At 71.0% G+C, this 15,216-nt stretch carries 7 protein-coding genes and 1 pseudogene; 3 read left to right on the forward strand and 5 right to left on the reverse strand.

Annotated features, from left to right (window positions below; translation table 11 throughout):
- Positions 1–348: 348 nt before the first annotated feature.
- Positions 349–3,966: a LamG domain-containing protein gene (locus tag K7854_RS10070; RefSeq protein ID WP_226026057.1), complete on the reverse strand. Its 3,618-nt coding sequence runs from the start codon at positions 3,964–3,966 to the stop codon at positions 349–351.
- A gap of 83 nt (positions 3,967–4,049) precedes the next feature.
- Complete coding sequence (locus K7854_RS10075) at positions 4,050–5,600, reverse strand: FG-GAP repeat domain-containing protein (RefSeq protein ID WP_226026058.1); 1,551 nt, start codon at positions 5,598–5,600, stop codon at positions 4,050–4,052.
- 273 nt (positions 5,601–5,873) lie between these two features.
- Between K7854_RS10075 and K7854_RS10080 the strand changes: the two are divergent.
- Positions 5,874–6,071 (forward strand): annotated as a pseudogene (locus tag K7854_RS10080) (hypothetical protein); the annotation flags it as partial.
- 9 nt (positions 6,072–6,080) lie between these two features.
- Here the strand turns inward: K7854_RS10080 and K7854_RS10085 are convergent.
- A complete protein-coding gene (locus K7854_RS10085) occupies positions 6,081–8,267 on the reverse strand; it encodes a serine/threonine-protein kinase (RefSeq protein ID WP_226026059.1) in 2,187 nt (728 codons plus the stop codon).
- A 55-nt stretch (positions 8,268–8,322) separates the two neighbouring features.
- Positions 8,323–9,021, reverse strand: coding sequence for an alpha/beta hydrolase (locus K7854_RS10090; RefSeq protein ID WP_226026060.1), 699 nt, complete (start codon positions 9,019–9,021; stop codon positions 8,323–8,325).
- Between the two features lie 78 nt (positions 9,022–9,099).
- Here K7854_RS10090 and K7854_RS10095 point away from each other — a divergent pair, with 78 nt between their 5' ends.
- On the forward strand, positions 9,100–9,687 hold the full coding sequence (locus K7854_RS10095) for a TetR/AcrR family transcriptional regulator (RefSeq protein WP_226026061.1): 588 nt from the start codon (positions 9,100–9,102) through the stop codon (positions 9,685–9,687).
- Positions 9,688–9,740: 53 nt separating this feature from the next.
- On the opposite strand, the gene K7854_RS10100 is transcribed toward K7854_RS10095, so the two are convergent.
- Positions 9,741–10,826: a LacI family DNA-binding transcriptional regulator gene (locus K7854_RS10100; RefSeq protein WP_226026062.1), complete on the reverse strand. Its 1,086-nt coding sequence runs from the start codon at positions 10,824–10,826 to the stop codon at positions 9,741–9,743.
- A gap of 196 nt (positions 10,827–11,022) precedes the next feature.
- Here K7854_RS10100 and K7854_RS10105 point away from each other — a divergent pair, with 196 nt between their 5' ends.
- Complete coding sequence (locus tag K7854_RS10105; RefSeq protein WP_226026063.1) at positions 11,023–15,111, forward strand: endo-alpha-N-acetylgalactosaminidase family protein; 4,089 nt, start codon at positions 11,023–11,025, stop codon at positions 15,109–15,111.
- Positions 15,112–15,216: the final 105 nt, after the last annotated feature.

A 15,216-nucleotide genomic window follows, 5' to 3' on the forward strand; every position in this document is an offset into this window, starting at 1 on the left:
GCGCGAGGTGTCCTTCCGCAGTTTGGCGGCCTTGGCGTCCCATCCCTTGACGAGATCGTCCGCGTCGTGAATGCCGGGCCGGTTTACGCGGCTGTCTTCGGCAAAGGCGACCGGCTGTACCGACGACGCCGACAGCGCCATCACCAGTCCGAGGCCGACGGCCGTCAGCGCACGTCTGGGCAAGCGGCGGTCGAGCAACCGGCCATGCAACGGCATCACGGTCTCCACAAGGGTGAGGAAGGCATGCGTCGACCAGGTGGCGGCGACACACGTCGGCGTTGTCGGGAGGAGAGCTGGCAGAGCCTGAGGTGCCCCGGCTGCGTGCCGGGGCACCGTTGTTCTGGAGGTCTACATGTCGGGCAGGGCCGTGAGCTGGGCTGCTTTCCTGACCGCCGCCGGGTCCAGAGCACCGTTGTAGACGCGGACTTCGTCGATGGCGCCGGCGAAGTTCTGGCTGCTGTTGAATACCGATCGGCCTACCTGAAGGCCGCTGCTGGTGGCCCACAGCGTGTCGTTCGCCCCGTGTGCGGTGGACGCCAACTGGCCTTCGACGTAGAGGCGGATCTCGTTGGCGAAGGCGTCGTACACCACGGCCAGGTGCTGACCCGATCCCTCGCCACTGGGCAGTTCCTGGTCATCGACGTACGTCTGGACCGTGGCGGTGGACGAGTCGGTTTCCGGGACCACCAGTTCCCACATCGCCGGGGTGCTCGCGTCGGCCGCAGGCCGATACCGCACGGCCAGCCGGTTCGTGGTGTAGCCGGGGATCGAGAACACCGTCTGGGTCTTCTCCGGGTTCAGCGAGGTGAGCTGGGCCCGTGCGCTGATGGTGAAGCTGCTGTTGCCGTATACGGTCGCCGAGGATGTCGAGGCGTAGTCGCCGGCTCCGTCCAGCACAAGATGACCGTCCCCGACGAGGGCTGCGGTGTCGAACAGCGGATCCGCCGGCCGGTAGATGGAGGCGTCGCCGACCAGGTTGAGCGCTTGCCCACCGCCGGTCTCCGCCGAGGCCGTGCCCGTGGCCGAGTCCAACTGCCAGTAGCCGTTGCGCTGGGGCTTGACGGTCATCAGCTCTGCTACCTGCGAGGCCGGGAGTACGCGGTCGAAGACCCGGACCTCGGCGAGGTCACCGGTGAAGTGGTCCCGGTAGCCGCTCTTCGCCGTGGCACGTCCGATCTGCAGGGGTCCGTAGGAGCGCCACACCGAACGGCGTTGAGCGGTGCCCTTGGAGTCCTTGTTGATGTAGATGCGGGCTTGCGGGCCGCCGCTGGCATAGGCGTCGTACACGCCGGTCAGCAGCATCCATTGGTCCTTGACCGGGGTGACGCCGGTGGCGACCGCCTTCCACTTCCCCAGTGCCTGGACGTCAGTGGAGGGGAGGGAGAACGCCCAGGTACCGGCGGCGGCGTCGTAGCCGAGTGTGAAGCCCGGTTCTCCCGTGCCGTCCTGGCTGACCACTGTCATGTCCTTGTCGAGCGCGGTGGGCCGTACCCAGGCACTGACGCTGAAGCTCTGGGACGTGTCGATGACGGTTTCACCCGCGTCGAGGTAGGCGCCTGAAGTGCCGTCCAGTCGAGCTGCCGCGTCTGCCTTGCCTCCGGGCCCCTCCACTCCGAAGGTCACTCCTGGCCCGGTGCCGGCCGAGAAGGTACCGCTCTCGTCGTGTGCGTCGGAGTCGCCCACCTCGTCCGCCAGGTTCCACTGCGCCACGGCGGGTCTGCCCTCGGTGACCAGGAACTCGTAGCGGGCCAGCGTGCTGGGGTTTTCCGCCTTGTCCACTGCGACCACGTCGACCCAGTTGCGCCCGGCTCTGGTCGGGGTGAAGGTCACCGATGCCGGTCCGCCGGCCTTCGAGGCCACGATCGTCGTAGCGGGTGAGGCGTCGCTGTTGAAGCCGTAGCGGTACTTCACGACGTCGGTGTCGGGGACTGAGTCATTCGGGTTCGGTGAAAAGGTGAAGGTTCCTGCCGTTCCGACGCCGTCATGCCAGACCGTGTCGGCCGGGTACTGGGCAGAGATCACGTTCGGCTTGCCCGGTTTGGTCTTGTCGTAGATGAATTCGCAGCGCTGCGGGTCGCCGTCCGTGCTCCACGGTCCCCAGCCGTCTCCGTCGTAGGCACGAGTGCTCCAGTAGATGACCACGTTCTGCGGGATGGATTCCCGCACCTGGTGGGTGAATCTGGTGTTGGAGGCGGGTGCCATGTACGAGGTGTCATAGGTGTACGAGGTTTCGCTGGACGCACCCGGTGCGGTCCAGGCCACCTTGAACTGGACCTTCACCTTGTCCGTGCGGCCGTCTCCGTGGTCCGGGTCCGAGGCCACCGCGCTCAGCTTCGGAGGCTTCTCGGCGTACGGGCGCGAACTGCCCCACTTGCACGAGCCTCCCGGGTCGGAGGACATCGTCTTCGTCGACATCTGCCGGGGCAGGTTGTTGTAGCTCACCGAAAGATACGCGTTGCCGCAGATCCGCTTCCATCCGGCGAACTGCGACTCGTCGCCCGCCCGCAGCCCCAGCGTCATCGATGACCAGCCCTCGGCTGCCGCCGTCTTCACCTCACTGGTCAGCTCACCGCTCGCCCCGCCCTCGAAGTGGAGGTTGGCCTGGCTGGTGCAGGACGTCGGAGAGATCGCCTTGTCGACGGTCTGGAGGTAGTCCGACCAGTCGTCCTTCGTCGAGTTCCAGTCGCTGGAGGAGGTGATCGAGTAGTTCTTGCCCCCGATCCTGTACAGCTGGATCGGTTCAGCGGTCGGCTTGGCACTGTAGATGTGTTCCACCCGGGCAGAGAACGTCGCACCCAGGATCTGCTTGCCGCGGTAGAACGACACCGGCATCGTGAACAGCAGCCGGCGCACGCCGACGCCGTTACAGGAGACCGGGCTGTAGTCGGTAGGGCACTTCCCCACACCGGCACTCCCCGAATACTTCCAATCCTGTTCCCCTGGGATGCCGGACATGACACCCGTCCAGGCGGTGCGAGAGGTGGTGCGCTGGATCGGGTCGATCACTACGGGGAAGACGGTTTCCTTGCCGGTCAGCAAGGCCATGTCCGGGGTCAGGGTGAGCTTGTCGCCACCGACCTCGACGCCCAGCGGAGCCGTGCGTCCACCGCCGCCGGGCCCTTCCAGCCGGGGCTCGGCCACCGGTTCCCCGGAGCGCGCCGCGGCGTCCAGGGAGCTGGCAACGCCGGCTGCTCCCCCGCCCTTCGCCGCGAGTTCCGTCTGCGCAGACGAGTCCCACATGGCTGGCCGGCCGGCCTCGAACACCGCTCCGCCCACCGCAGCGTCCTCGGCCACCAGGGCCCCGGCCGCATTCTCGGCGAGGTTCAGACCCTTGGTGCTCAGACCGAGGTCGATCATCTTGAGCTGCGGGTTGGCTGCTGCCTCGGGCGTCTTGACCACCAAGAGGTGGCCGAAGCCGTCCGCCTCTGCCCGGACTGTGAGGTCGACACCGGGAAGCACCTCGGGAAACGTCGCCGCGTCACCCTCGACGGTCGGGGCCTGCAGGTCGCTGTACGGCCACGACAGCGACAGCTCCCGCCCAGCGCGGCGCAAGGTCACGAACGGCTCGCCTGCCTCGGCAGCCCGAAACGACAGGTCGACCGTTGCAGCCTTGGGGCCCCAACTGCCGTCCGCGCGCTTGACCAGCGTCTCGTCGACCTCGACCCACCGGCCGTCTCGCACGGTGTGGATCGGCTCGGCGTACTCTCGCGCGACGAACGAACCGTCGGGCTGTGCGAACACCTCACGGCGTTCCGATCGCTGAGACGTCACCTCGACCGGCTCACCGGCGGACTTGGCCGCCTGCACAGCGCTCTCCTCCGTTACCGCGGGACGGTCGGAGGCCACGGGCACCCGGCTGTCACCAGAGGCCGGCACGTGCTGTTGCTGTCCGGGCAGGACCACGGAAAGCACCACAGCAGTCAGCGCGGCCGCCAGTACAGTGCGCCCGGCCGTAGCTCGTTTCATACGCCTGGTCACCTGTGAGCTTTCTGCACGGCCTGTGTCGTTGGTGGTGTCTCTCGGTGCGCTGCGTTTCGGCCGGGTGCTCATCAGCGCACCACCGCCCCGAACGCCTTGCCGTCCGCGGGGAGTCCGCCCTCGCCCGGCTTGTACGTCACCGTCGGCTCTTCGCCCGTCGTCCCGTTCCACTTGTATCCGTGCACGGCGTGGCCTTCAGGGGGGCCGTACGGCAGGCCGATCAGCAGCGCACCCGGCGTTGCCGCAAGACTGGTGCCCGCCAGAACGTGCGGGGCAGGGCCGGGCGGGATGCCATAGCCGGGGTTGACCCAGCTGTCCGAGGCCCCCGGAGCACCCACCATGGGCACGGTGTGGACCCCGCCCCGGTCGACGTACTCCTGGGAGTACTCATCACCGGGAACCCCGATCGCCAGCCGCACCGTGGTCGCTGAACTGGTGGTGCTGGGCGCGGTGTTCACTGCGGCCAGGCTCTGGCCGAAGAAGTCGCCCGGTTGCGTGCCCCCGTACACGTCGGGAGAGTCCTGGGTGATCCACGCGGTCTCCGTGAACGTCCCTGAAGCCGTGATGCGGAAGATGTGGACCGCACCGGCGTCCACGGTGGCCTCCAGGTCCTCACCCGGCACACCGACCGCCAGCAGCGATTCGGACGTGGCCGTCGCCCCGGACGGCCGGTAGGGAACCATCGCCATCGACGTGGCGAACCCGTCGCCGACCTCGCCGTCGCTGCTGATGGGCTCCTGATCCTGGGCCAGACCGAACAGCGGCTTCGGATGGGTGCTGACCAGCGTGTGGCTGAACACGGCCGCCCCGCCGGCAAACGTCTTCGTCCCCAGTGCCTCGCCTGGTTCGCCGACCGCGAAGTGAGTGGGCGTGGCAACGACGGAGGCGCCGAACCGGTCATCCGGCTCCACGATGCCCGGCACGTCACCGCCCGCAGCCGTGTCCTGGTGGAAGGCCGCGACGGTCCGTGCCGTCCCGTGGACATAGAAGGCCATCCCGGCATCGGCCACGGTCCCCAGATCCTCTCCGGGGCCGCCGATCAGCAGGAACGGAACTCCGCCCGACGACTTCCCGGCCGCCAGCGCGAAGCCGATCCAGTCCTCGTGTTCGGGGGCACCGCCCAAGGGCTTGCCCTCACCTTGGAGGTATTCGTTCGCGACCGGCGACGAAGCCCCGGCCAGACCATCCGTGGAGCCGTATATCACCTGCACGAGGCCGGCGTCTGAGTACGTCTTCGACGACGTTTCCGACGTCACCGCGAGGTCCTCGTAGGGGATTCCGACCGCCAGGTCGCTGCAGCCGTCGAGGTTGGCGTCGTAGACCGCCAGCGCAGCCCCGAACTGGTCGCCGCTCTCCACTGCGCCGGGAACTCCGGTCGTGTTCTGGTGCAGGCTCAACGTTCCCTTGCCGCCCCCGTAGACGACATGGACCTCGCCGGCTCGCTCGTAAGCCCCCACCGTGGCTTCGGGGTCGGCGATGACCATGTCCCGCACACCGTCGCCGTTGAAATCGGACTCCACCCCGGAGGGGCAGGCAGCCGCCGCTTCTGCTGGCGCCGTCGAGCCGGTCAGCCCGGAACCGGCCACCAGCACCGAGATCAGGGCAGCACTGAGCCACCGCACACGCATAGAAAGCCCCCGCCCCAAGGGTCACTTCTGAAGCACCTGTGACCAAACTGTGGAGATGAAGTTACATGCGCAGCCATGGAAAGCGTCAAGGCATTGCCTGATAGCGGCAAAAGGTCACCCATGTCTCCAGTACCCCGCTTGAACCAAGCCCGTCGCCTTCCGACCGCCACCTGCCGGTCGTGTCTTCCACACGGCGCTCTGGCCGCCTGCCCGCCGCGCGGTACACCCTGCACAGCCGTAACGACCCACAGAGCACCAGGGCACGAGGCCACCCGCTACCTCGCCCGGCACCACGAGAAACTGGCCCGCAAGCACGGCAACAACTTCTTCGTGCTGCTGCTCAAGGTCGTCAACTCGCAGGCGTACGGCCCGGACGTGGTCGAACTGGTCGGCGACGTCACCCGGGCCGCGACCAGCCCCCTGCCGACCCCGGCACCGGCCTCCCGCACCTCCCCCCGGGCCTGAACACGGCCGTCAAGCCCCTATTGCGCAGACCTTGCCGGTGGCGGTGGAGAGGTAGACGGTGTCACCGACGACCAGCGGGGCCGCGCGGACGGAGGTCTTGGTGGCGTACCGCCACAGCGTCGTGCCGGTGTCGGCACGCAGCGCGTACAGCACGCCGTCGCCGACGACGTAGACGGTGCCGTCCGCCGTGACGGGCCGGGTGAGGGAGTCGTCGGCGAGGTGGCGTTTCCAGATCACCCTGCCGGTCCTCGCGTCCAGCGCCCGCAGGATGTTCTGTTCCGAACCCAGCAGGTTGCCGACCAGGACCGTTTCGCCGCTGGCCGTCGGAGGGACGAAGAAGAGGCCGCTCTCGCGCACCTCCCACAGCTTCTCCCCGGTGGCCGCGGACACGGCGTACACGGCGCTTTCGTCCGGACCGGGGCCGAGGCCGCTGACGTAGACCGTGCCGCCGCTGACCGCCGGGGCGTACAGGGAGTAGCCGCCGGTGTCGTACCGCCAGCGCGTACCGCCGGTGTCGGGGTGCCGGGCGAAGAGCACGCCGCCGACACCGCTGTACAGGCTGTCGCCCGCCACGGTCACGGGGGTCTGGTCCCGGTCGCTCTCCTTGCTCCAGGTCTCTGTGCCGGTCCTCGCGGATGCCGCGTACAGCCAGGACCGGGTCTGGAACTCGCTGCCCTCGGCGTCGACGCTGACGGTGTAGAGAGCCTCGCCGTGCACCGTCGGATGGGCGAAGTCGCCGGCCGTTGACTGGACCCACAGCTTGGTGCCGGTGGCGGCGCGCAGCGCGTGCACGGTCCCGTCGACGCCGAGGTAGAGGGTGCCGCCCGCCGCGGCCACGGCCGGGTTGACCCGCTCCCACTTGCTGCCCGGGGCGTAGGTCCACTTCTTGTCGCCGCGCTCGGCGGACAGTGCGTACAGGGCGGTGCGACCGGCCGCGTGGACCAGTCCGTCGACGAAGGTGAGGTTCGCCACGTCGTCGGACACCTCGTCGTCCGCGTCGGCGATGGCGTACGACTTCCACCGCAGGGTGCCTGCCGGACGCGACAGGGCGGAGGCGGGGGCGGTGCCGGTACCGCCCCGTCCGATGCCGGACAGCCAGCCGCCCGCCCCGATCCCCGCCACGGCCGCGGCGCCCGCGACGCCGAGCAGGGCGCGCCGCCGGGTGGTTCCCCGCGCCCGCGCCGGGAGCGGCGCGACCTCCGCCGTGCTCGCCGGACGGGGGGTCAGGGGGCCGGTGGTGCCCTCCGTCGGTGGTCCCTGCGGCGGGAGTTGGCCCGTCGGCCCGACGGGTCGCAGACCGGCCGCCCTTGACACCGCCCGGGCGACCGCCGGCGGCAGCCAGTCGCCGTCGGGGCGGAACGGCCGCGCGGTGCCGTCGCTCCCGGCGGCCGCGGCCAGCAGTTCCGTCATGAGACGGGCCACGGTGGGGCGCCGCCCGGGGTCCTTCGCCAGACAGGACTCCACCACCGCGCGCAGCACCGGGTGCAGGTGTTCCAGGACGGGCGGCTCGTGCACCGTCCGGTAGGCGACGGCGTGCGACGCACCGGCCCCGAACGGTCCCGTGCCGGTGGCCGTGTACACCAGTACGGCCCCCAGGGCGAACACGTCGGCGGCGGGACCCGTCCGCGTGCCCGTGAGCTGTTCGGGGGCCGTGTAGCCGGGGGTGCCGACCATCGTGCCGGTCTGCGTGAGCGCGGTGGCCTCGCTGACGGCCGAGATCCCGAAGTCGATGACGCGGGGCCCGTTCTGCGCGAGGAGGATGTTCGACGGCTTCAGGTCCCGGTGCACCACACCGGCCGCGTGAATCTGCGTCAGCGCCTCGGCCAGGCCCGCCCCCAGCCGCAGCACATGGCTCACCGGCCACGGACCGTGGACCTCGACGGCCGCGCCGAGCGCCATGCCCTGCACGAACTCCGTCGCCAGCCACGGCGGCGTTCCCGTCGGGTCGGCGTCGACCACCCCGGCGGTGAAGGCCCCGTTCACCCTGCGGGCGGCGGCCACCTCGCGGGCGAAACGGCGCTGGAAGCCGATCTCCTCGGCGAGATCCGGCCGGACCACCTTGACCGCGACCGTCCGGCCACCGGGCGACTGCCCGAGGTACACGCTGCCCATCCCGCCCGAACCGAGCCTGGCCGCCAACCGGTACGGTCCGACCTGCTGCGGGTCACTCGCCCGCAGCGCCGTGAACGTCTCCACCTGCTTCTTCTCCCTGACAGACGGCGCGGGCCCCGTCCGGTGCCCGCGGTCGCGTTCACGGCAGGTGCCGGACGAGGTCGGCGACGGTCTGCGGGCGCGACAGGAACGGATGGTGGCCCGCCGTCACTTCGACCACCGTGCCCGCACGGCGAGAGAACTCACGCTGCGCGGCCGCTGGAGTGCCACGGTCCTCGGTGCACACCACGTAGGTCGTGGAGACGTCGTGCCATGCCGCCGCCCGGACGGGCTGCTGGGTCACGGCCAGCGTCTGCCGGACCAGGCGGGCGGCCGCGTCGCGGGCGAGGTCCGGCGGGCAGTCCTGGACGAACGTCTCGGCGAACAGCTCGGGCTGTACCCCGAACGTGCCGCCGTCGGGGTCGAAGTCCAGGAACGGCGGGGGTGCGTCGGCCGCGAACGACGACAGGGACTCGCCGGGCTCGGGCAGGTAGCTCGACACCAGCACCAGGTGGCGCACCGCTTCGACGCCCGCCGCCGCCTCGGCGGCGACGATCCCGCCGTAGCTGTGCGCCACGACCACGACCGGCTCGTCCCCCTCGGTCAGGACCGCGCGCACCGCGGCGACGTCCTCGGCCAGCCCGGGGCCTTCCGGCCCGGCCGACCGGTCGCCCTCGCCGCAGCTCGGCAGGGCCGGTGCGGCGCTGTCGACACCGTGCTTCCGCAGCTCCGCGGCCGCCGGGTGCCACCACCACGCTCCGTCACGGACGCAGGCTCCGTGCACGAACACCACACGCATCTCTTCCTCCTGGAATCCGGGTGCCAAGCCCCTCGATCAACGGTAGACGTAGCTCCGGTTACGTGAAAAAGTGCGGCGATGGGTCGACACAAACAGCCCGAGATCCGCGAGCGAATCCTCGACGCCTGCGTCGACCATGCCCTCGTGCACGGGCTTCCCGACCGCCTCGAACCCTTCGCGACGGCCTCCGGCACGTCGGCCCGGATGCTGATCTACCACTTCGGGACGCGGGACGCCTTGCTGCGGGAGACGCTGCGACGGGCACGGCGACGCCAGCGCGACTTCTTCGGCGACCTGATCTGCCCGCGGCCCGACGAGCCCTATCCGGTCACGCTGCGGCGCGCCTGGCAGGTCATGACCGGCCCGGCCGGGCGGCCGTACCTCACCATGTTCGGCAGGCTCCGGGAGAATGCCGGGCAGCGGTTGTGGCCGGGCTTCCGCCGCGAGTCGACCACGGACTGGCTGGAGCCGTTCGAGGACGGCATGCGCAGCATGGGCCGTCCTGAACTCGCCACCCTCGTCCTGGCGGTCGTGCGCGGTCTCATCATGGACATCGAGACCACGGGTGACGTCTCACGGGCCGACCGGGCCTTCGACGACTTCCTCACGGCACTCGCCCTCGTCACCGAGACTCCCGCGACCGCGGACCGACGCCACCGGGCCTGACCAGCGGGCCCTTACGGGTGCGGCAGGCCGGGGCCGGGGGCGGGGGGAGACGGTCAGGACCGGCGTCCCGCCCCGCCGCCGACCGGCGCCGTACTGGCGCGCACGACCAGCACGGGCTCGACGGAGGCCGGTTCCGGCGCCGCGTCCGGATCCGCGATGTGCCGCAGCAGGTGGGCGACCGCGAGGGCACCCATCTCGGCGAACGGCTGGGCCACCGTGGTCAGCGAGGGCGAGCAGTACTCGGCGAGCGCGATGTCGTCCACCCCGACGACGGAGATGTCCCGCGGCACCCTGCGGCCTGCCTCGTGCAGGGCCCTGATCACCCCGAAGGCCATCTCGTCACTGGCCACGAACACCGCAGTGACGTCGGGGATCTTGCCCAGCACCAGCCCGTTGCGGTACCCGGAGGCGGGTGTCCAGTCCCCTTCGAGCACCGGCGGCACCGGCAGCCCCGCCTCCTCCAGGGTGTCGCGCCAGCCGGCGCAGCGACTGGCCGCGTCCAGCCATTCCCGGGGCCCGGAGACGTGCCAGACGGCCTCGTGGCCCAGCTCGATCAGGTGCCGGGTCGCCAGGCGGGCCGCCAGGGTCTGGTCGACGGCGACGACCTCGGTGGCCGGTGTCCTCGATCCGTCGACGGTGACGGTCGGCACCGAGCGGGTGAGCCGCTCGATCCTCGGGCTCACGTGCACCAGCGGCACCGACAGGATGACCCCCTCCACGTCCTGCTCCGCGAGCCGGGACAGCGCGCCCTCGATGGCCGCGGTGTCCAAGGACGCCGTGGCGGCGGTGCTGACCGCGTACCCGGCCTCGCGCGCCGCGGCCTCGATGCCGAAGAGCAGGTTCGCGCGGGAGTAGAAGGTGGTCCGCAGCGTCACGACGCCGATCGTCCGGCTGCGCCCCGACGACAGCATCCGCGCCGCGTTGTTCTTGCGGTAGCCGAGTTCCTCGACCGCGGCGAGCACCTTGGCGCGGGTCCCCTGCTGGACGTTGGGGTGACCGGCCAGGGTACGGGACACCGTCTGGGCGGAGACCCCGGCGAGCCGTGCCACGTCGGCCATGCCGGGCTGGCGGGCGGCACCGTCGTCGGGCGTCCGCCTGCTCACGGGCGTCCGGTCGGCCGCCGGTGTTTCCGATGACATCGCTCGCCTCTCCACGAGAAGAACCGCGGCCCGGGCCGCCGTCGCAGGTAATGGTCCCGCACCGGAGTCTAGCCAGGCGCGACCCATTGGCATCGATAACATCCTCTGCCATAGTTCCCGCCAGCGCGGACCTCGCGTGGATCAGGTTTCTCCGAAGACGCCTCTGTCGGCACCGAGAAGGGCGAGCGGCAACGAGATGGCAGCGATCACACCGAAGCGAGCGGCCGGAGCACCCACCCCGACATCCTCGTCGTCCTCCCCACCCGGACGCGGACGACTGCCGCGCCCCGGTGCCGTCGTCGCGGCGCTGGGCCTGACGGCCGGACTGCTGTCGACCGGCGCCGTGCCCGCGGGCGCGGCGGCCCCGCCCCGGGCGGCCGCCGCGGCCCCGGCGGCCGCGACGGCGACACCGGTGGAACTGAGCCGGGGCGGACTGACCGTCACCGTGGCGAAGGAGTTCCCCCAGGTCATCTCCTACCGGCTGGGTCGGCGCACCCTCGACGGGCAGGCCACGGCCCTGGACAGCTTCACCGTCAACGGCGAGGCCCACCGCGCCACCACCAGCATGAAGGCGGAGGGCGGCAGGGCGGCCTACACCTCCACCTTCGCGGACCTGCCCGGTCTCACCATCACCTCGACCATCACGGTCACCGAGGACACGACGGTGGTCTTCGCCGTCGAGAAGATCTCCGGCGAGGCCGCGTCGAGCGTGCGCACCCTCGCGATCCCCGGCCAGTCCCTGGTCTCGGTCGACTCCGCCGACCCGGGCGCCAACCTCGCCCGCACCAGGATCTCCACCGACTCGACCACGACCGCCGACCGCTTCATCCCCGTCACCGGCGACACCGCCCTGGACAAGGAGCCCGTGGGCACGCCCTACGCGTTCGTCGGCAACGCCCAGTTGTCCGCGGGCGTCATCACCAACGCGACCGAGGACTCGCCGCAGGACGACAACACCAACGGGAACACGCGTCTGCAGTCCCGCATCGTCGACGCGGGTCAAGGGCGGCGCCGGGCGGAGCTGTCGGTCGGCACGTACACCTACCACCCCGGCGGCGCGACCGATCCGCGGGTCGACACCTACGCGCTGCCCCGGACGACCGTGGTCCTCGCCGCCGACGCCAACCGGGACGGCACGGTCGACTGGCAGGACGGCGCCATCGCCCAACGGGAGCACATGCCCCGGCCGTTCGGCGCGGACCGGGTGCCCGAACGCGTGGTCCAGCGCATCCCGTTCAACTTCGCGAGCCAGGCCACCAACCCGTTCCTGAAGACGCTGGACAACACCAAGCGCATCTCCATGGCCACCGACGACCTCGGCCAGTGGGTGCTGGAGAAGGGGTACGCGAGCGAGGGCCACGACTCCGCGCACCCCGACTACGGCGGCAACGAGAACGTCCGCGCGGGCGGCTGGCAGGACCTGGACCGCCTCACCCGGACCGGCGCCGACTACAACGCGGACTTCGCCGTCCACGTCAACGCCACCGAGGCCTACGCACAGGCGAAGACCTTCAGCCAGGACATGGTCGAGGGGCAGCCGAACGGCTGGGACTGGCTCAACCAGGCGTACCACATCGACCAGCGCAAGGACCTGGGCACCGGCGCCGTCCTCGACCGGTTCGAGCAGCTCCGGAGGAACGCGCCGGGCATCAAGACCGTCTACGTCGACGCCTACTACTCCAGCGGCTGGCTGGCCGACGGCCTGGCCGCCGGGCTGCGCAGGATGGGATTCGAGGTCGCCACCGAGTGGGCGTACAAGTTCGAGGGCACCTCGCTGTGGTCGCACTGGGCGGCCGACAAGAACTACGGCGGCGCCACCAACAAGGGCATCAACTCGGACATCGTCCGGTTCCTCGCCAACTCCGACCGCGACGTGTGGAACGTCGACCCGCTGCTCGGCGGCGCCAGCGTCGTCGAGTTCGAGGGCTGGACCGGCCAGGACGACTGGAACGCCTTCTACCGCAACATCTGGACCGACAACCTGCCGACCAAGTTCCTCCAGCACTTCCAGGTGCTGGACTGGGACCGCGGCAGGTCCGCGAGGCTCACCGGCGGGGTGGGCGTGAGGTCCGTCGACGGCGAGCGGCGGATCACCATGGGCGGCGCCGAGGTCCTGCGGGGCGACACCTACCTGCTGCCCTGGGGCAGCACCAGGAAGGGCGACGGCACCTCCTCGCCCGGTGACGCCGACAAGATGTACTTCTACAGCGCCTCCGGCGGCGAGCACACCTTCGCGCTGACCGAACAGTTCGCGGGCAACAAGAACTTCACCCTCTACGAACTCACCGACCAGGGACGGGTGAGGAAGGCCGGGGTGAAGGCCCGCGACGGGCGGGTGACGCTCACCGCCGAGAAGGGGCAGCCCTACGTCCTGGTGCCGAACGGCGGCAAGGCACCGCACCGCGACGCCCACTACGGCCAGTACACCGGACTGTCCGACCCCGGCTTCAACGGCGGGGACCTCGACGACTGGAACGCGCGGGGCGGCGCGGAGATCGTCCGGGCCGGCAACGGCGACAACGTGGTCCGCCTGGGCGACGGCGCCTCGGGCATCTCGCAGCGGGTGCGCGGTCTGACCCCGGGCCGGCGGTACACGCTCGCCGCGGACGTCGAGATCGGCCCCGGGGCACGCCGGGCCACGACGCTGCGGGTGCGCGGCGGCCAGGACACGCGGGCCAAGACCTTCGACATCACACCGGCCCGGAACCAGATGGCGTCCGACGAGAAGCGGGACACCTACTCCCAGCGGGCCGCGGTCTCCTTCACCGCGCCGCGCGAGGGCACGGTCACCGTGGAACTCGGGGCCGTCCCCGGCCGCGCCGCGGTCGTCCTGGACGACGTGCGCGTCATGGCGGACACCACCGGCCCGCTCCCCCGCGCCGAGGACGGCACCGTCGTCGCCCACGACGGCTTCGAGGGCAACCAGCCCGGCTGGGGACCCTTCGTCAAAGGTGACGCCGGCGGCGTCACCGACCCGCGCACCAGCATCAGCGACCTGCACGCGCCCTACAGCCAGAAGGAGTGGAAGAACACCTACTCCCCGTACGACTCGGGCACGTTGCGGGGCAAGGCCGTCGACGACGTGCTCGCCGGCCGGCACTCGCTGAAGTCCCACGCCGAGAACACCGGGCTGGTCCACCGCACGACGCCCGCGACGGTGCCCTTCGAAGAGGGCCACAGGTACCGGGTCTCCTTCTCCTACCAGACCAACATCGAGGGCCAGTGGGCCTGGGTCACCGGCGCGGACCGGGTCGCCGACGGGAAGACCACCTCCCGGGACATCACCCGCGAGGTGCTGGCACCGGCCCTGGACACGGCGGTCCACTCCCGGGAGTTCGTCGCCGGCTGCGGGGACACCTGGGTCGGACTGCGCAAGCTCGGCAGCGCCCGGGGCAGCGACCTCGTCCTCGACGACTTCACCGTGACCGACCTGGGCAAGGCGGATGGCGGTGCCGCCTGCGCCGCCGTCACCGCCCCGTCCGGCGCCGAGCTGAGCCCCGGGGTGCCCGGCGAGTACGTCACGACGTTCACCAACCACGAGTCGGCCGACGCCGGCAACGTGGGCATCGCGTTCCACGGGCTGCCCGAGGGCTGGAAGGCCGAGGTGAAGGAGAAGGACGGCAACCTCTTCGAGAGCGTGGCGCCGGGCGCGACCGTGCGCACCACCTGGCTGCTCACCCCGCCGGCGGGCACGACCGACACCTCCCCCGCCTGGCAGGTGACCGCCACGTACGCGCATGCGGGGGCCACCAGGACCGTCACCTCCGACGCCCGCGCCGCGGTGACCGCGGAGCCCGTCATCGCCCCCGGTTCGACGACCGCGACCGCCGACTCGGAGAACGCCTCCTCGGGTGCCGCCGAGGGACCGGTGGCCAACGTCCTCGACGGTGACCCCGGCACCATCTGGCACACCGACTACACCGCCTCCCAGGCGCCGTATCCGCACTGGGTGACGCTGAAGCTCGGCGGCGCCGCCGACATCGACGGGTTCGGCTACCTGGGCCGGCAGAGCGGGGGCCAGAACGGGCGCGTCGCCGGCTACGAGGTGGCCGTGTCGGACGACGGCGAGGCCTGGACCACGGTGGCCCGCGGCACCCTGAAGGACGTCCCGCAGACCCAGCGCGTCTCCTTCGACCGGGTCCGTGCCTCCTACGTGCGGTTCACCGCGCTCAACGCCCTCAACGGCCAGCCCTACGCGGCCGCCGCCGAGATGCGCGTGTACGGCGTGCCCGTGGACCTGCCCACGGGCTACCCGCCGGGCGAACGTCCCGCCGACGTCCGCTGAGGAACCGGACCGGCCGGGTGCGGCCCGCCTCTTCCGGGAGGCGGGCCTTGGGTCGGAGCGGAGCAGGTGGGTGGCTGCCGAGCGGGCAGCAATCGCCCTCGACTT

It is taken from the genome of Streptomyces hyderabadensis, assembly GCF_020404845.1.
Classification (GTDB): domain Bacteria; phylum Actinomycetota; class Actinomycetes; order Streptomycetales; family Streptomycetaceae; genus Streptomyces; species Streptomyces hyderabadensis.